Here is a 17,915-nt window from a genome sequence, read left to right as displayed (position 1 = left end):
AGCGGCGCGCGTCGTCGAATCAGGCCCTCACCTGGAGATCGACGAAGCGCTCCGCCCGCGAGTCGTCACGCACCGTCGCCGGCGAGCTGCCGCTGCTTACGCCAACGGATGCCGGCCTCGATGAAACCGTCCAACTCGCCGTCAAAGACCGCGCTCGGATTGCCGGTCTCCTGCTCGGTTCGGAGATCCTTCACCATCTGATACGGGTGCAGGACGTAGGAGCGCATCTGGTCGCCCCACGAACCGGCCGCGTTCTCCTTCAGGCCCTCCAGCTTGGCCTGCTCCTCCTGGCGCTTGCGCTCCAGCAGCCGGGCCTGGAGCACCCGCAGCGCGGAGGCCTTGTTCTGCAGCTGGGACTTCTCGTTCTGGCAGGTCACCACGATGCCGGTCGGGATGTGCGTGAGCCGGACCGCCGAGTCGGTGGTGTTGACGCTCTGCCCACCCGGCCCGGAGGAACGGTAGACGTCGACGCGTACCTCGTTCTCCGGGATGTCGATGTGGTCGGTCTGCTCGGTCACCGGCAGCACCTCCACGCCCGCGAAGCTGGTCTGCCGGCGACCCTGGTTGTCGAACGGGCTGATCCGGACCAGCCGGTGGGTGCCCGACTCGACGCTGAGGGTCCCGTACGCGTAGGGCACCTTGACCGCGAAGGTGGCCGACTTCAGGCCCGCCTCCTCGGCGTACGAGGTCTCGTAGACCTCGGTCGGGTAGCCGTGCCGCTCGGCCCAGCGCAGGTACATCCGCAGCAGCATCTCGGCGAAGTCCGCCGCGTCCACGCCGCCGGCGCCGGCCCGGATGGCGACCAGCGCCTCCCGGGAGTCGTACTCGCCGGAGAGCAGGGTGCGGACCTCCATCTCCTGGATGGATTTGGTCAGGCCGGTGATCTCCGTCTCGACCTCGGTCAGCACGCCCGGGTCGGACTCGGCCTCGGCCAACTCCAGCAGCACCCGGGCGTCGTCGAGCTGGGAGCGCAGACTGCCCAGCTTGCTGATCTCGCCGTTGACGTACGACAGCTGCGAGGTCACCTGCTGCGCCTTGGCCTGGTCGTCCCACAGATCGGGGGCGGACGCCTCCTGCTCCAGGCGGGCCTTGTCCTCGTGCAGCCGGTCCAGATTGAGGACGGCCTCGATGTTGCGCAGGGTCGCGTCGAGTTCCTTGAGCTGTTCGGCGTAATCGGCAGCGGTCACGACAGACAAGCGTACTGTGCCGGGAGCAGCACAGCTCGTTCCGTGTCGGCGAACCCGCCGGAGATCACCCGACGGGGGCGGACTTCAGCCACGACAGGGCCGCCCGGTGGTAGGCGACGGCGAACTCCAGCGCGCTGGCGTCGTACGTCTCGCCGTCCCGTTTGGCGTTCTTGACCTGTTCGCGTACCTGAGCGAGGGCCTCGGTGTGGTATTCGTTGGCCGAGGCGTACAGGCTCTTGAGCTGGCTGGACGAGTGCAGGTTGCCGAAGGCCATCCGGAGCGCGATCGGGTTGCGGATGGTGTCCCGCCCCGGGTTCTCGGCCAGCCAGCGGGAAAATGTCCGTTTCCCGCTTGCGGTGAGCGCGTACGGCTGGCTCATTCGTGGGCCCGGCTTGCCGAGCCGCACGTACCCCCGCTCGGCCAGCACCGGCAACTCGCGGTAGACCTGACTGCGGGTCATCGACCAGTAGGGCGCCAGTCGGCGCTCTGCGGCAGCCATCAACTGGCCGCCTGTCATGGGACCCTCGTGGAGCAGCCCGAGCAGGGCCGCCGCCGTGGGGTTGACTCCGGATTCCGCCATGGCCGTTACGCTGCCACTTTGCGCTGCCGGCGTCCAGGATTTGGCAGTTTGCCACCCGACAGGACTTCCTATGTGCACTGTCGGCGGCAGACTGTCCGTTGAGGACTATCGATGGATTGCGGCCCCTCGGCCGACCGCTGGCGGCGCTGCGCACGCCGCCAGCGGGTCGCCGCAGGTCAGCCCATGTGGGGGTACGTGTGGTCGGTCGGCGGCACGAAGGTCTCCTTGATCGTCCGCGGCGAAACCCAGCGAACCAGGTTGAGCCAGGAGCCCGCCTTGTCGTTGGTGCCGCTGGCCCGCGCGCCGCCGAACGGCTGCTGCCCGACCACCGCGCCGGTCGGCTTGTCGTTGATGTAGAAGTTGCCGGCCGCGTAGCGCATGCGCTCGCCGACCGAATCGATCACCCGGCGGTCGGTGGCGAACACCGACCCCGTCAGCGCGTACGGGGCGATCGACTCGGCCTGCGTGACCACCTCGTCGAAGCGCGCGTCGTCGAACACGTGCACGCCCAGGATCGGCCCGAAGTACTCGGTGGTGAACGTCTCGTGGGCGGCGTCGGAGCACTCGAAGAGCGTCGGCCGGACGAAGTATCCGACCGAGTCGTCGGCCGTGCCGCCGGCGAGCACCCGGCAGGTGTCGTCACCGGCGATCAACTCCAGCGCCGCGGTGTGCCGGGCGAACGCCTTGTCGTCGATCACCGCGCCGCCGAAGTTGCTGAAGTCGGTGACGTCGCCGTAGGTCAGCGAGTCGGCGGTGGCGGCCAGGCGGTCCCGCAGGCCACCCTCCCAGAGCGAACGCGGCACGTACGCCCGTGAGGCCGCCGAGCACTTCTGGCCCTGGTACTCGTACGCGCCGCGGATCAGCGCGGTGTGCAGGGCGTCCACGTCGGCGCTGGTGTGCGCGACCACGAAGTCCTTGCCACCGGTCTCGCCCACCAGCCGCGGGTAGCCCCGGTAGCGGGAGATGTTGTCGCCGACGGTCCGCCACAACTGCTGAAAGACCTTGGTCGAACCGGTGAAGTGGATGCCCGCCAGATCCGGGTCGGCGAGCACCACGTCGGAGACCTCCTCGCCCCGACCGGTGACCATGTTGATCACACCGGGCGGCAGGCCGGCGGCCTCGAAGAGCCGCATGGTGAAGTGCGCGGCGAACTGCTGGGTGGGGCCCGGCTTCCAGATCACCGTGTTGCCCAGCAGCGCCGGCGCCGACGGCAGGTTGCCGGCGATGGCCGTGAAGTTGAACGGGGTGACCGCGTAGACGAAGCCCTCCAGCGGGCGGTGGTCGAAGCGGTTCCAGACGCCCGGCGAGGACGCGGGCTGCTCCTCGAGCAGGCGGCGGGCGAAGTGCACGTTGAACCGGAGGAAGTCGATGAACTCGCAGGCGGCGTCGATCTCCGCCTGGATCGCGGTCTTCGACTGGCCGAGCATGGTGGCGGCGTTGAGGGTGTCCCGCCAGGGGCCGGCGAGCAACTCGGCGGCGCGCAGGAAGATCGCGGCGCGCTCCTCGAACGGCAGCGCCCGCCACATCGGGGCGGCGTCCTTGGCCGCCTTGATCGCGGCGCGGGCGTCGTCGTGGGTGGCGTGTGCGGTCACGCCGAGCACGTGGGCGTGCTTGTGCGGCTGCACCACGTTGATCGGGTCGCCGGCCGCCATCCGCTGCTCGCCGCCGATGGTCATCGGCAGGTCGATGCGCTCGGCGGCCAGCTCGGTCAGCCGCCGCTGGAGCCGGTCCCGGTCTCCGCTGCCCGGCTCGTAGTTGCGAACCGGCTCGTTGCGCGGCTCGGGTACGGAGAACACGGCATCCATCAAGGCTCCTGGCGATCTCGACAGCGGTGGCGAAACCGGACCCGCGGGCACCGACCGGACGGCCGGACACCGGACGCCGCGCGGGAGGGCCGAGCAGCGGCGGGACCTCCCGCGATTGTTTCACGCGAAGGTGCTGGCACTGCTGCCGCCGTCACCCGATCGCGAAGGACCGACTGGGCCTGCTCCCCTTACCGCTCACGGTGGCGGGGCTGGGGCGACCGTCCCCGGCTCCGGGCGGTCAGGCTTGATCCCTCCGCCGGGGACGCTCGCCCCAGCCCCGACGTTGGTCGCGGTCCGCGCCTCCGTCGCGGTTCCTTCGGGGGTACGCCTCGACGCGCCGACCGTCTTGCGGAGCTGCAGCCGTCCCCGGGGCAGTTTGATGCCACTCGACTTCTCCGTGATGGCTCGGCTGTGTTGGCTGGGCGTAGCCGTGGGGTGTGGCTCGTTCGGTGGGGGTCGCGGCGGTCCGCGTACCCTGAATGGTCGGTGACCTGGCGCCTCGAAGGGGAGACGATGACCAAGCAGCCCGGCCGCGTCCCAGCCGCGGAGTCGGACCAGCCGGCGGTCGACGCGGCCTCCCCCGGCGGCCGACCGGTGTTCGCGCCCGGCGCGGCCGTGCTCGCGCTGCTGGCGCTCGGCTGGCTGGCCGCCATGCTCTGGTCGACCCGGGAGGCCATCACCTCGGCGGCGGCCGGCATCACCGCGATCAGCCTCTCCGCGTTCGCCCTGCCCGGTGTGATCTCGGCCGCGCTGGTGGCCGGGGCCGCCACCGCCCTGGCCGGCGGCAACCTGCTGACCCGGCGGTACGGCGACGGGGCGACCCTGCGCTTCGTCGGTGCGATCGGCGCGGGCATGGTGGTCGGGCTGATCGCCGCGCTGGCGATCAACCTCACCTACTTCGACACCTCGACCACCAACGTGATCGCCGGGACCACGGCGGCCGCCGCGATCATCGGCGGGGCGATCGCCGGCGCGCGAACGGCCCCGGCGGTCGGCGCGGTGGTGACCGCCGCGCTGGGCGCGCTGGTCTTCGTGGTGGCGTTCAGTCGTGCCCGGGACCCGCTGTTCGACCTGTTCGGCGCGGGCGACAGCCAGCAGTCGCTTGTCGACGCGGCCAAGTGGGTGTCGCGCACCGAGTCCCTCATCGCCGGTCTGCTGGCCGGGCTGCTCGCCTTCGGCTACCTCACCTGGGCACGGCGGCGAGCCCTGCGGCGCGATCCGCAGACGCCCGCGCTGCGCTGGCCGGCCTACCTGCTCGCCGGCGCCGGGCCGGGCCTGCTCCTGCTGCTCGCCGAGGTGATCATCCGAATCGGCGGCCGGTCGCTGCTGGACCTGGCCAGCGCGCTCAGCGAGGCGGACGCGGTGGCGCAGACGTCGCTGGGCACCTCGCGGGTGGACAACGGCATCTGGATGCTCTTCGTGGGGGCGCTGACCGCGCTCATCGCGTTCGGCCGCACGCTCGGCCCGGCGCACACCGACGACGACCCGGCCGTGGCCGACGGTCCCGGCACCACGCCGCCGACAGCCAGGAACGAGACCGACACCGACGAGGACGAGGACGAGGCGGACACGACCGCTCACGACGCCGTCGATGTCGACCCGGCCCGGTGACCGCTACCGGCTCGCCTGTTCGCTGCCGGCCTGCTGAGCGCTGGCCGGCCTGCTGAGCGCTGGCCGGTCGCCTGAGCGCGGGCGGCCCGCTGTTTGCTGCTGGCTCAGTCGGTGGCGCGGAGCAGCAGGTCCAGCTCGGTCACGTCGTACCACTCCAGCTCGTGATCCTCGGCCCCGTCGACGGTGAACTGGGCGTCCGGGTCACCGGCAGCGGCCTCGGCCACCACGTCGGCCGCGGCGGCGACCTCCTCGACGGCGTCCGCGCCGTCCACGTGGATCGCCGCGACGGCCCCCACCGGCACGGTGTCGGCCAACGTCACCAAGCTGGACCCCAGCTCACCATCGCCACGGCCGAGCGCGGCGGGCGGCAGGTCGACCGAGACGACCACGCGGCGGCGGGGCGCGGCCGGATCGGCCCTGAGCAGGTGCAGCGCGTCCTGGGCAGCCCGGGTGAACGCGACGTACTCCAACTCCTCCTCGTCACCCTCGGCGTACCACTCGCGCAGCGCGGGCGTCACCGCATGCGCCCGGTCGGCGGTCAGCCCCTGCTCGCGCAGGCGGGTCAGCATGGGTACGGTCGCCGGCACGTACACCCGGACAAGCTCGTCGGTCACCGGTCGTCTCCCCGCTCGGTCCTGTGCCGGCGGCAGCCGGCACGGGCGCAGATCATGCCGCACGCCGTGACCGTCATACACCCCGCCTCCGGCCGGTGGAAGTTTCCCGCCGGTGTGTCCGGCGCTGGTTGGCCCGCCGCCGGGCCGGGGATGCTGGGCGGTGAGCCCTACCGATGGCAAACTGATGCAAACGACGTCAACCCCGGGAGTTTCCGTGGAGCCGAGGTTCCTGCTGCTCTCCGACGTGGCCGTCGAGCTGAACGTGTCGGACTCGCAGGTCTACCACATGGTCCGCAGCGGGGAACTGCCGGCGATCAAGATCGGCGGACGCGGTCAGTGGCGGGTCGAACGCGCCCGGCTGGAGGAGTACATCGCGCAGAAGTACGCCGAAACCGCCGACTGGGTACGCGGTAACCCCCTCGTCGACCGCGATCCGGAGTAGGTCCGGGCAGCGCCGCCCGACGCGCCTGCCACCTGCCGCCCCGACCCGCGTGATCCACTCCGTATCGCCGAAATGGGGCTGTCCGGCCCGCCGGGATACCGCGATGTCGGCGAACCCGAGTGGATCATGCCCGTGGGCGACGCGTCCGTCGCCGCAGGCATTGACCGAGGCCGTTCTGTCGCGCAGAATCGAGTCAGCCGGAGGCAAACGAAGGCAAACGCAAGATCAAAGGGAGCAGCGATGAGCGAGCGGCGACCCGGTCCCTCCCGGCCACCTGTGCGCCTGCGCCCCGTCCCGCCCATCGATCCGCCGTACCCGGACGAGACGTACTGGCCGGGGCCGACCCACGGCCAGCTCGCCCTCGACCTGTTCGCCTCGACACGACCGGATCCGGTCCGGCCGGCGGAGCGTCGCGCGACCCCACGCCGTACTCCTTCGCGGCCGGCCAGCCACCCGGGTGCGCCACTCCCACCGGCGACCGCGCCCGAGGCGACCCGGGCCGCACACCGCTTCGTCGGCACCTGCCTGGAGGTGGTCAACGGCTACCGCTCGCCGGCCCAGGTACGCCCGCTGCTCGACCCGGGCCGGGCCGTCGAACTGCTCACCGAACTCGCCCGGGCGACCGGGCGGGCCGGGCCGGCTCGCCGTCGGGCAACCCGGCCGGCTCTACGGCTGCTCCGGATGCGGGTGTGCGAGCCTCGGGAAGCCGCTGTGGAAGCGGCTGCCGTGGTGAGCGGCGCCGGTGGCCGGAGTTGGGCCATGGCGCTACGCCTGGAACACCGGCGAGGCCGCTGGCTGTGCACGGCCCTGCACGTCCTCTGACAACCCGCCGCTTGCTCTGCGTTGATCGACTCAACTTCCAGGAAGTCGCGGTATCAACCTGGCGCTGACACCCCGACTTCCAGGAAGCCGAGTTGATCTCCCGCCACCCCGCCACCCCGCCGCAGGCCACGAGCCGCGCGGCCACGGGCGACCCGGCCCCTCAGCCACGGCCACCCGGCCACGGGCGTCGGTGGCGGGATGCGGGGGTGGGGACGCCGATGGGCCCCGGCCTCGTCGGCCAGGGCCCATCGGGACGTGCGATCGGTCAGTTGCCGCCGTTGGGGGCGCCGTGGCAGCGTTTGTACTTGCGGCCCGAGCCACACGGGCACGGCGCGTTGCGGGACGGGCCGTTGCCGGCGTCGGCCTGGTTGGGGACCGGACGTCGGGACCCGGCGGTCGGAAGCGTCGGGCCACGCAGCCCGGAGGCCGGCCGCTGCGGGGCCGACGGCGCGCTCCGCCCGGGGGCTGCCGGCGCACTCTGGACCGGCCGGCCCACACCGAGCGCCGGTGCCTGCTGCTGCTCCTGCTCGACGTTGACGGCGCCGGGGCTGGCTTCACCGTCGATGGTCGGAGCCGAATACTGCAGACCCTGCCGCTGCGGCGAGCGGTTGAGACCCTTGGCCCGGATCTCCACCGGCTTGTCGAGCAGCGTGACCTCTTCCGAGTCGGCGGCCGGCTCCGGCTCGTTGACCTGGACGTCCACGTTGTAGAGGAAGCCGACGGTCTCCTCCTTGATGCCCTCCATCATGGTGGCGAACATGTCGAAGCCCTCGCGCTGGTACTCCACCACCGGGTCGCGCTGGGCGTACGCCCGGAGGTTGATGCCCTCCTGGAGGTAGTCCATCTCGTAGAGGTGCTCGCGCCACTTGCGGTCGATCACCTGGAGCAGCACCATCCGCTCGAGCTGGCGCACCCCCTCGGTGCCGAGCTGCTCCTCGCGGCGGTCGTACGCGGCGTTCGCGTCCTCCTTGAGGCGGGCGACCAGGAAGTCGGCGTCCATGCCGGCCCGGGAACCGCCGGCCTCCTCCTCCAGCTCCTCGATCGTCACGCCGACCGGGTAGAGCTGCTTGAGGCTGGACCAGAGCTGCTCGAGGTCCCAGTCCTCGCCGTAGCCCTCGGAGGTGGCGCCCCGCACGTACGCCTCGACGGTGTCGTCGATCATGTTGCGGACCTGGTCGGAGAGGTCCTCACCGTTGAGCACCCGCAGCCGCTCGGCGTAGACGACCTGGCGCTGCTTGTTGAGCACCTCGTCGTACTTCAGAACGTTCTTGCGGATCTCGGCGTTCTGACCCTCGATCTGGGCCTGGGCGCTCTTGATCTGACGGGTGACCATCTTCGACTCGATGGGCACGTCCTCGGGGATGTTGAAACGCTCCATCACCGCCTCGACCGCGCCGGCCCGGAAGCGTCGCATCAGCTCGTCCTGCAGGGACAGGTAGAAGCGGGACTCGCCCGGGTCGCCCTGCCGGCCGGCGCGACCGCGCAGCTGGTTGTCGATCCGCCGGGACTCGTGCCGCTCGGTGCCCAGCACGTACAGGCCACCGGCGGCGGCGACCTCGTCCGCCTCGGCGTCGCAGGCCTGCTTCCAGGTGGGCAGGACCTCTTCCATCGCCTTGGCGTAGTCCTCCTCGTTCTCCAGCGGGTCGAGACCGCGCTGGCGCAGCTCGTTCGCCGCGAGGAACTCGGGGTTGCCGCCGAGCAGGATGTCGGTGCCGCGGCCGGCCATGTTGGTGGCCACGGTGACCGCGCCCTTACGCCCGGCCTGGGCGACGATCTCGGCCTCCCGGGCGTGGAACTTGGCGTTCAGCACGTTGTGCGGGATGCCCCGGCGGCGCAGCAGCTGGGAGAGGATCTCGGAGTTTTCCACCGAGACGGTGCCGACCAGCACCGGCTGGCCCATCTGGTGCCGCTCGGCGATGTCCTCGATGACGGCGTTGAACTTGGCCTTCTCCGTCTTGTAGATGACGTCCGGCCGGTCCTCGCGAACCATCGGGCGGTGGGTCGGAATGCTCACGACGCCGACCTTGTAGACCTTGTTGAACTCGCTCGCCTCGGTCTGCGCCGTACCGGTCATCCCGGACAGCTTGTTGTAGAGGCGGAAGTAGTTCTGGAGGGTGATGGTGGCCAGGGTCTGGTTCTCCTGCTTGATCTCCACCCCCTCCTTGGCCTCGATCGCCTGGTGCATGCCCTCGTTGTAGCGACGGCCGTGCAGGATGCGCCCGGTGAACTCGTCGACGATCAGGACCTCACCGTCGCTGATGATGTAGTCCTTGTCGCGCTTGTAGAGCTCCTTGGCCTTGATGGCGTTGTTGAGGTAGCCGACCAGCGGGGTGTTCACCGACTCGTACAGGTTGTCGATGCCGAGCCGGTCCTCGACCTTGGCGACGCCGCGCTCGGTGACCGCGATGGTGCGCTTGGAGTGGTCGACCTCGTAGTCGCCCTCGCCGTCCGTGCCGGGCTGGAGCCGGGCCACGACGCCGGCGAACTCGCCGTACCAGCGGGCGGAGTGCTCGGCCGGACCGGAGATGATCAGCGGGGTGCGCGCCTCGTCGATCAGGATGGAGTCGACCTCGTCGACCACCGCGAAGTTGTGGCCGCGCTGCACCAGCTCGTCCTTCGACCAGGCCATGTTGTCGCGCAGGTAGTCGAAGCCGAACTCGTTGTTGGTGCCGTACGTGATGTCGCACTCGTAGGCGGCCTTGTGCTCGCTGGCCGGCCGGTTGGGCAGCACCACACCGACGGTCAGCCCGAGGAACTCGTGCACGCGACCCATCCAGGCCGCGTCGCGCTGGGCGAGGTAGTCGTTGACGGTGACCACGTGCACGCCGTCGCCGGAGAGCGCGTTGAGGTAGACGGCCATGACCGAGGTCAGCGTCTTGCCCTCACCGGTCTTCATCTCGGCGATGTTGCCGAAGTGCAGCGCGGCGCCGCCCATCACCTGGACGTCGTACGGCCGCTGGCCGAGCACCCGGGCGGCCGCCTCGCGGGCCACCGCGAACGCCTCCGGCAGCAGGTCGTCGAGGGTCTCACCGTCGGCGAGCCGCTCCCGGAACTGCTCGGTCATACCGCGCAGTTCCTCGTCGGTGAGGTTGACGTAGTCGTCCTCGATCGAGCTGACGGCGGCGGCGATGGCCTTGAGCCGGCGCACCATGCGGCCCTCGCCCGCATTAAGGACCTTTTCCAGAATCGACACGGATCAACGCTCCCCTAGACAGTCTCGAACCATCGTAGGCGCTCCATCGGCGCGATGGTCACTGGTGGCGGCGGTCCACCCCGCCGAACCCGACATAATTCGCGCACGGGTTCCGCCCGGGACGTAATCCGGTTACGCCTTCGGCGAACGTTCCGGCACGATGCACGGGTGGAGCCTGTGGAGATCGTCGAGGACGGCGTGCTGCTGCGACCCTGGCGGGAGGCGGACGCCGACGGCGTACACCGCGCCTGCCAGGATCGGGACATTCAGCGTTGGACCACCGTACCGCGCCCATACCTTCGCGAACACGCCCGCGGTTTCGTCACGGAGCTGAGCGCGCAAGCCTGGGCGGACGGCACCGGGGCGCCGTTCGCGGTCTGCGACGCGGCCACCGGCGACCTGCTCGGCTCGTGCGGGCTGATCTCCATCGACCGTGCCGGCACCGGTGAGATCGGCTACTGGACGGCCCCGTGGGCGCGCGGCCGGGGCGTGACCGTCCGGGCCACCCGGGCGGTCGCCCGCTGGTCCTTCGAGAAGCTGGGGCTGCGCCGGCTGCTCTGGCAGGCCGAGGTGGGTAACCACGCCTCCCGGCTGGTCGCGCTCCGGGCCGGGTTCCGGATCGACGGCCGGCTGCGGCAGGCGAACCCGGCGCCGGACGGCGGCTCGGACGGCTGGATCGGCTCGCTGCTGCCCGGCGAGGTGCCCGAACCCGGATCGACCGGGCCGGCCGACCCCGGCACCCTGGTCGCCCGCCGGGCCGCCGTCTTCGGCCGCCCACAGCCGACCCTGTTCGCCACCTCGGCGGCCGCTGAGCTGCGGCTGCGACCGATGGAGGAACACGATCTGGACGCCGTGGTGCAGACCTGCCGGGACCCGGAGACGATCCGGTGGACCACCGTTCCGGATCCGTACGACCGCTCCGACGCGCAGGGGTACCGGGACTACGCCCAGGGCGCCTGGGCCCGGGGGGACTCCGCCTGCTTCGTGATCGCCGACCCGGACGACCGGTACGTCGGCACTCTGGACCTGCGGCTCTCCCCCGCCGACCCGCTGCTCGCGGACGTGGGCTTCATGACCGCCCCGGCCGCCCGCGGGCGGGGTCACCTGCCGGCCGCCCTGATCGCGCTGAGCGCCTGGGGTTTCACCACGCTGGGACTGGCCCGGATCGAGTGGAAGGCGAACGTGGGCAACACCGCCTCCCGGCGGGCCGCCGAGAAGGCGGGCTTCACATTCGAGGGGACCGCTCGGGGCGGGGTCCAGCACCGGGGTGAGCGGGTCGACACCTGGGTGGCCGCGCTGCTCGCCGGGGATCTGGCATGACCGGGGCACCGCCAGTCGTCGAGGCGCACGGGGTGCGGCTTCGGCCGTTTCGGGCCAGCGACATCGCGGACCTGGTCGAGGGCTGCGCGGACCCGCTCAGCCAGCGGTTCGTGTCCAGCATGCCGGCCCCGTACACCGAGGTCGACGCCCACTGGTGGGTCGAGGCCGGCGCACCGGCGGTCTGGGCCGGCGGCGGCGCCGCGTACGCCATCGCGGACCCGGCCACCGACCGGCTGCTCGGCGGGGCCGGGTTGAGCAACCCGGTGCCCGGCCGGAGTCAGGCGGAGATCGGCTACTGGCTGCGGCCTGCGGCGCGGGGGCACGGGGTGGCCACGGCCGCGACCCGCGCGCTGAGCGAGCACGCCTTCGGCGCCGGGACGCTCCGGCTGGAGCTGCTCACCGAGCTGGAGAACGCGGCGAGCCAGCGGGTCGCACTGGCCGCCGGCTTCCGGTACGAGGGCCTGCGTCGGTCGGCCGGGCAGCGCCGGGACGGCGGCCGGCACGATCTGCTGACCTGGGTACGTCTCGCCGACGATCCCCCCGGCCCGACCCCCCGGCTGTTGCCCGACCTGCCCGACGGGGTGCTCACCGATCGGGTGGTGGCGCTGCGTCGCCTCGCGCCGGACGACGCGGAGATGATGTACGGGCTGCACAGCCGGCCGGAGGTGGTCGCCAACCAGGCCCCGCCGGTGCCACCGACGCCCGAGGCGATCGAGCGGCGCTGCCGGCTCGCGGAGAGCGCATGGCTGACCGGAGACATCGCCCGGCTGCTGATCGTCGACGTGGCCACCGGCGAGCCGGCGGGCAGCTGCGGTCTGTCGTACACCGAGGTGACCAGTGGTGAGGCGTCGATCGGCTACGCGCTGCTCCCGCGCTGGCGGGGGCACGGCCATGCCACCCGGGCGGTCCGGCTGCTCGCCGACTGGGCGTTCGGCCTGGCTGGTATCGCCCGGCTGACCGCCGGCACCGTGCCGGAGAACACCGCCTCGCATCGCGTGCTGGAGCGGGTCGGCTTCCAGCGCGAGGCCCTGCTACGCGGTCGCCTGCCCGGCCTGGCGGGTGCTCGCCTCGACGACCTGACGTTCGCCCTGCTGCCGGCCGACCTGCGCTGACGAGACACGGGGTTGTGGCGGTCGCCCACCACAACCCGGTGCTCGGCGCGGGTCAGGCCCGGCTCAGGTGTCGAGCGAGATGATGCCGTAGTCGTAGGCGTGGCGTCGGTAGACGACGCTGGGGCGGCCGGTCTCCTTGTCCTGGAACAGGTAGAAGTCGTGGCCGACCAGCTCCATCTGGAACAGGGCGTCGTCGATCGTCATCGGCTCCGCCGGGTGCACCTTCTCCCGGGCGATGTGCCACGGCTGGTCGTGCTCCTCCTCGACCCGCTCCGCCACGGCGGTGCCGGCGCGGGCGCCAGCGCCCGGCGCGGACAGCGGGGCGGCCACCAGATCCGTGACCGGCAGGTCGGCGGTGGCGGCGGCGACGGAGATCGGCGCGTGCCGACCACGGTGTACGCGGCGGCGGTCCGCCGCACGGCGTAGCCGGGTGTCGAGCTTCGCGATGGCGGCGTCGAGCGCGCTGTAGAAATCGTTCGTGCAAGCCTCGGCCCGAATCACGGGGCCCCGGGAAATGCAGGTGATCTCCACCCGCTGGCAGTGGTCGGCCTGGCGCGGATTGCGCTCGTGAAACAGCTCGACATCGACGCGGATAATCTTATGGTCGTAGCGTTCGACCTTTGCGAGTTTCTCGGCTACGTGTACCCGGTAATGGTCCGGCACTTCGACGTTGCGGCCCTTGACCACGATGTCCACGTGACCTCCCTTGTTCGGACGTCTTCGATCCGGTGGCCCGGCCGCGCGCCGTGGGGAGACCCGCTGGCGTCGACCGGTCAGTACGGCTACGCCTCCTCTCACCGCCGGGGGCGGGATGGAACGACCTCCTACCCCTGACAGCGAAACGCTAACTCCTGTTCGCCCGGCAGTCACCCCATGTTGCCAAGACCGCCCGGGATTTTTCGCACCTCATACACCAACGGGTGAAACGGAAACACGGTCGGTTACAACTGGTGCCTTTTCTCGGTCGCGGCGAGCACCGCGGCGACACCCGGTGGCCGCCCGCTCGCCGTCAGCACCCGGGCCGCCGCGGCCAGGGTCACGCCGGTGGTGACGATGTCGTCCAGCAGCACCACGACGGGGGCGCCGCCCGCCCGGCGATGCCCACCCGACGCGCCGGACCGGGGTCGGAACGCCGCCTCGGCCGCTGCGGCGCGGCCCGCGCTGTCCAGCGTCACCGAGTCCGGCCGGGGCAGCGCGCGCAGCGGACGGTGCACCCGCGCCGGCCAGCCGCCCCGACGCAGCCGGCTCGCGCAGTGCCGGGCCAACCGGTCCAGGTGGTCGCCGTAGCGGGCGCGGGCCGCCGCGGCGGTGTCGGGCACGGGCACCAACTCCAGCGGGCGGATTCCGCCGACCGCCGCAACGACCACCTCGGCCAGCAGCGCGCCCAGCGGGCGGGCCAGACCGTGCCGGCCGTGCTCCTTGTACGCCAGCAGGGCCTCACGCAGCGGGCCGGCGTACGGGCCGAGGGCGACGCAGGGCGGCAGCCCCGCCGGGGCGGGAGTGGGGCGGACCGTCCGGGGACGCAACAGGCCCAGCGCCGTCACGCAGGCGGGGCAGAAGCCGTGCCGCAGGACGGCGTGCCGCTCCCGGCAGCCGGCACAGTCCGCGGGCAGGACCAGGTCGGCGAGGTCCGCCCAGAGCCCCCGCACGGCGTCAGTAGAGGAAGAACGGGGCAGACGGGTTGCTCGGCCGGACCCCGGCCGGCGGCGCGGGGACGTCGCGCACACTCTCCGGCTCGATCCGTTCGAACGGGCTGCTGCGGTACGCCACCTTGTTCGCCTCGTACATGTACGCCCCGGTGGGCACGCGCACGCTGCGGTTGGTGGGGTACGCCGTCAGGTGGTTGACCTTGGCGCCCACGTCGGTGCGCAGCGGGGTCTCCAGCGCCCCGTCGACGCTGATCTCGTAGATCGCCGGCTGGCCGGCCGACCCGGCCACCACCAGCCGATCCTCGCCGATCCAGTCCACCGCGGTCAGACCGGTCAGCGAGGTGACCAGGGCCCGGGGCGGGCCGACGGACATCCCGCTCCCGGCGCCGTCCAGGTTGATCGCCGCGACGTAGAGCCGGCCGCCGGCGACCAACGCGACCCGCTGACCGTCCAGCGCGGCGGCGACCGCGGTGACCTGCGGCGAGGGCAGGTTCAGCGGCACCTCCGACATGCGGGCGGCCTCGTCGAAGCGGTAGAGGCGACCGTCGGCCACCACCAGCCCCTGCGCCGGGCGGGAGTCGACGGTACGCAGCCACACCGGGCGGCTGATCGAGGCGTACTCCGTGTCGCCGCGGTTGAGCGCGGCCACCGTGTCCGCGCCGGCGCCCACCGCGAGTCGCTGCCGGTCCTTGCCGCTGGTCACCACCATCGCGGCGAGGACCCGGTTGGCGCCCCGCGCGAGGCCGGCGGACACGATGTTGCGGTTGACCTCGGCCGCCAGGGGCACGACACCGCCGGGCTCGCCGACGAAGTCGAGCGGACGGATCGCGCCCTCGTAGACGCCGAACCGCTGCGGGCCCTCCCGCACCGGGTAGAGCGGCTGGGCCAGCCGGCGCTCGTTGAGGTCCTGTACGGGCTGTGAGTTGTTGCGGATCTTCAGCTCCAGCTCGCCCGGCAGGTCACCCAGCGACCAGGCGAGCTGCGTGATCACCTGGTCGACCCGGTTCTGGTCGTCGCCGGACATGTCCAGGTTGACCTCCCAGCGGTTGTTCGCGCCGGTGGCGTTGTTGATCAGCTCGGTGCCGTCGGGCAGACCGACGACGCCCGGCCGCAGCCAGTCGGACGGGCCGCCGACCAGCCAACGCACGACCTCGTTGACCCGGCGCTCGTCCGGCACCGCGAACGGCAGATAACGCTGGTCGGGCACCAGCCGGGTGCGGTCGGAGCTCCAGAAGTAGATCGACTCGTCCTGGTAGTACTGCTGCAGGGCGACGTCACTGAGCAGCAGCACGTTCGGCGGGTCGAGGACGTACTGGCCGGCGCGCTCGTCGTTGTCGGCGCCGCCGAGCGAGGCGCTGCGCAGCCGGAACTCGTACTCGGTCTCGGTCGCCACCGGCGGCGCCAGAGTGCCGTTGGTCCGCAGCACACCGATCTGCTGCACCGAGATCTTGACCGTGGTGGTCGAGTCGCTGTTGAAGGTGAAGACCGACTCCCGCAGCCGGACCACGGTCAGCGCGACCTCGCTGCCCTTCTTGTCCTGCAGGCGGAGCCTGTGCTCCGGGGCGATGAACGCCTTCACCCGCTCGTACGCCCGGTCCGGCTCACCGGCGGCGGCGGACAGGAAGTTACGCACGAACGCCTCGTTGTCGCTGCCGCTGGCCGTACGCGACGGGGGTTCGCTGCTTCGGCCGTTGCTCGACCCGGCCTCGGTCGCCGTGCCGGCCTTGCCGTCCACCCGCACGTCGGACGACGCCGGGATGCCGCAACCCGCGCTGAGCAGCAGCGCCGCGCCGAGGGCGCCCAGCAGTGGTCGAGCCCTCACGAGCGCACCTCCGCCCGCTGGCCGTCCCCCGCTGGCGCGGGGCCGATCGCCAGCGCTCCACCGGTGCCCGGCCCGATGGCCAGCGGGCCGCCGTCGCGGGGGCCGCCGAACGGCAGCGCCGCGTCGGCGGGCACCAGCCGCAGCGGCGACGTGGTGAGCCGGTCACCGGCGCGGGCCGGCAGGGTGAGCCGGAACTGGGCGCCCTGCCCGGGCGCTCCCCAGGCTTCCAGCCAACCACCGTGCAGGCGGGCGTCCTCCAGGCTGATCGACAGACCCAGCCCGGTGCCGCCGGTCTGCCGGGCCCGGGACGGATCCGCCCGCCAGAACCGGTTGAACACCAGCTTCTCCTCACCCACCTTCAGCCCCACCCCGTGGTCGCGGACCGTGATCGCCACCGCGGTGTCGTCGATGCCGAGGGTGATCAGCACCGGCCGGGCCTCGCCGTGCTCGACGGCGTTGCCGACCAGGTTGCGCAGCACCCGCTCGACCCGGCGGGGGTCGACCTCGGCGATCGCCGGCGTGCTCGGCAGGTCCAGTTCGATCTCCACGCCCACCCGCTCGGCCAGGCCGGCCAACCGGTCGACCACCCGGTGCACCACCGGCACCAGGTCGGTCGGCTCGGCGTCCAGCATGGCGAAGCCCGCGTCGAACCGGCTGATCTCCAACAGGTCGGTGAGCAGCTCCTCGAAACGGTCCAGCTCGGCCTGGAGCAGTTCGGCGCTGCGGGCCACCGCCGGGTCGAACTCGTCGCGCTCGGCGAAGATCAGGTCGGCGGCCATCCGGACCGTGGTCAACGGGGTCCGCAGCTCGTGCGAGACGTCGGAGGTGAACCGGCGCTGCAACCGGGACATCTCCTCCAGTCGCAGGATCTGCCGTTGCAGGTTGGTCGCCATCTGGTTGAACGAGGCGGCCAGCAGCGCGAGGTCGTCCTCGCCGTTGACCACCATCCGCTGGTCGAGAAGGCCGGCGGAGAGCCGCTGGGCGGTACGCGCGGCGACCCGGACCGGGTTGACCACCAGCCGGGTGACCAGGGCGGCGAGCAGACCCAGCAGGACCACCAGGGCGATGCCGGTGGCGACGACGGTGGCTCGGGCGTCCGCGGCGGTAGCGTCCTGGCGGGTCAGCGGCACCAGGTAGTAGAGCTCGATCTGCCCGAAGCGGGTCGGCACCGGCGAGCCGTAGACCAGGTACTTCGTCGGCTCGCCGGTGAGCCGACCGGTCTGGATCTGGCTGGCCACCTTGCCGCTGGCGACCGCGGCTCGCAGCTCCTTGCTGAGCAGGGGCTGGACGTTGACCGCCGGCGCTGTGCGGGTCTGGATCACGGTCGGGTAGTCGGCGGCGGTGATGGCCACCACCACGCCACTGGTCTGCTGTGGGTCGCCGCCGGCCAGGTAGTTGACCGTGCCCTCGATGGTCTCCTGAAGCTGCGCCTCCTGCGGCTGACCGTAGAGGGAGACCTGCTTGGCCGCGTAGCCCGCGCCGCCCTTGACCCGCAACTGGACGTCGGTGCGGGCGTTGTCGAGCAGGATCGTCGTGATCTTGTCAGCGATCAGGTACGCGAAACCGCCCACCAGCAGGCTGGAGGCGACCAGCGTGATGGTCACCACCCGGACCTGGAGCGAGCGGCGCCAGGTCTGGTGCGCCCGGGCCACCAGCCGCGCGCCCCGGCCACTCAGCGCGCGCCACAGGTCCCGGCCGGCGTTGAGCCGGCGGGCTGCCGTGGTCTGGGGGTGCGGGGGCGGCGAGGTCGACACAGTG

Annotated in this window: 14 protein-coding genes; 5 read left to right on the top strand and 9 right to left on the bottom strand. The window is 71.9% G+C overall.

The features are described from left to right. Window positions 1–65 precede the first annotated feature (65 nt). The 3 genes from prfB to pruA form a co-directional block, all read right to left on the bottom strand. Window positions 66–1,187 carry a peptide chain release factor 2 gene (prfB, locus tag ACFYPR_RS07790; RefSeq protein WP_354859069.1) on the bottom strand — a complete coding sequence of 374 codons (1,122 nt, stop codon included), beginning with the start codon at window positions 1,185–1,187 and terminating at the stop codon, window positions 66–68. Window positions 1,188–1,251: 64 nt separating this feature from the next. Then, window positions 1,252–1,767, bottom strand: a complete 516-nt coding sequence (locus tag ACFYPR_RS07785; protein ID WP_007455856.1) for a PadR family transcriptional regulator — start codon at window positions 1,765–1,767, stop codon at window positions 1,252–1,254. 176 nt (window positions 1,768–1,943) lie between these two features. Then, window positions 1,944–3,572: an L-glutamate gamma-semialdehyde dehydrogenase gene (pruA, locus tag ACFYPR_RS07780; protein WP_354859066.1), complete on the bottom strand. Its 1,629-nt coding sequence runs from the start codon at window positions 3,570–3,572 to the stop codon at window positions 1,944–1,946. Between the two features lie 513 nt (window positions 3,573–4,085). Here pruA and ACFYPR_RS07775 point away from each other — a divergent pair. Continuing rightward, on the top strand, window positions 4,086–5,183 hold the full coding sequence (locus ACFYPR_RS07775) for a hypothetical protein (RefSeq protein WP_355063081.1): 1,098 nt from the start codon (window positions 4,086–4,088) through the stop codon (window positions 5,181–5,183). Window positions 5,184–5,287: 104 nt separating this feature from the next. Here ACFYPR_RS07775 and ACFYPR_RS07770 read toward each other — a convergent pair whose 3' ends face one another. Beyond that, window positions 5,288–5,797: a DUF6912 family protein gene (locus tag ACFYPR_RS07770; RefSeq protein ID WP_355063079.1), complete on the bottom strand. Its 510-nt coding sequence runs from the start codon at window positions 5,795–5,797 to the stop codon at window positions 5,288–5,290. A gap of 214 nt (window positions 5,798–6,011) precedes the next feature. Between ACFYPR_RS07770 and ACFYPR_RS07765 the strand changes: the two genes are divergently transcribed. Then, complete coding sequence (locus tag ACFYPR_RS07765) at window positions 6,012–6,239, top strand: helix-turn-helix transcriptional regulator (protein ID WP_387258998.1); 228 nt, start codon at window positions 6,012–6,014, stop codon at window positions 6,237–6,239. 240 nt (window positions 6,240–6,479) lie between these two features. Beyond that, window positions 6,480–7,061, top strand: coding sequence for an Rv3235 family protein (locus ACFYPR_RS07760; RefSeq protein WP_355063077.1), 582 nt, complete (start codon window positions 6,480–6,482; stop codon window positions 7,059–7,061). Between the two features lie 265 nt (window positions 7,062–7,326). On the opposite strand, the gene secA is transcribed toward ACFYPR_RS07760, so the two are convergent. After that, on the bottom strand, window positions 7,327–10,254 hold the full coding sequence (secA, locus tag ACFYPR_RS07755; RefSeq protein WP_354859054.1) for a preprotein translocase subunit SecA: 2,928 nt from the start codon (window positions 10,252–10,254) through the stop codon (window positions 7,327–7,329). Window positions 10,255–10,422: 168 nt separating this feature from the next. Between secA and ACFYPR_RS07750 the strand changes: the two genes are divergently transcribed. Together ACFYPR_RS07750 and ACFYPR_RS07745 are read left to right on the top strand one after the other, a co-directional pair. Further along, complete coding sequence (locus tag ACFYPR_RS07750; protein ID WP_363935258.1) at window positions 10,423–11,574, top strand: GNAT family N-acetyltransferase; 1,152 nt, start codon at window positions 10,423–10,425, stop codon at window positions 11,572–11,574. Further along, window positions 11,571–12,686, top strand: coding sequence for a GNAT family N-acetyltransferase (locus ACFYPR_RS07745; RefSeq protein WP_387258996.1), 1,116 nt, complete (start codon window positions 11,571–11,573; stop codon window positions 12,684–12,686). The genes ACFYPR_RS07750 and ACFYPR_RS07745 overlap by 4 nt, the downstream gene beginning before the upstream one ends. Before the next feature lie 63 nt (window positions 12,687–12,749). On the opposite strand, the gene hpf is transcribed toward ACFYPR_RS07745, so the two are convergent. From hpf to mtrB, 4 genes are all read right to left on the bottom strand, one after another. Continuing rightward, a complete protein-coding gene (gene hpf / locus ACFYPR_RS07740; RefSeq protein WP_354859047.1) occupies window positions 12,750–13,382 on the bottom strand; it encodes a ribosome hibernation-promoting factor, HPF/YfiA family in 633 nt (210 codons plus the stop codon). Window positions 13,383–13,627: 245 nt separating this feature from the next. Next, window positions 13,628–14,335 carry a ComF family protein gene (locus ACFYPR_RS07735; protein WP_387258994.1) on the bottom strand — a complete coding sequence of 236 codons (708 nt, stop codon included), beginning with the start codon at window positions 14,333–14,335 and terminating at the stop codon, window positions 13,628–13,630. A 4-nt stretch (window positions 14,336–14,339) separates the two neighbouring features. Beyond that, complete coding sequence (locus ACFYPR_RS07730; protein ID WP_354859043.1) at window positions 14,340–16,157, bottom strand: LpqB family beta-propeller domain-containing protein; 1,818 nt, start codon at window positions 16,155–16,157, stop codon at window positions 14,340–14,342. Continuing rightward, entirely contained in the window at window positions 16,154–17,911 is a 1,758-nt protein-coding gene (mtrB, locus tag ACFYPR_RS07725; protein WP_355063071.1) for an MtrAB system histidine kinase MtrB, read from the bottom strand. Before mtrB ends, ACFYPR_RS07730 begins: the two co-directional genes overlap by 4 nt. Between the last annotated feature and the right edge of the window lie 4 nt (window positions 17,912–17,915).

Origin of the sequence: Micromonospora sp. NPDC005254 (assembly GCF_042872525.1) — a bacterium.
GTDB lineage: Bacteria > Actinomycetota > Actinomycetes > Mycobacteriales > Micromonosporaceae > Micromonospora.
The sequence above is the reverse complement of the archived record's forward strand: the minus strand, read 5'-3'. Positions and strand labels throughout refer to the sequence as shown.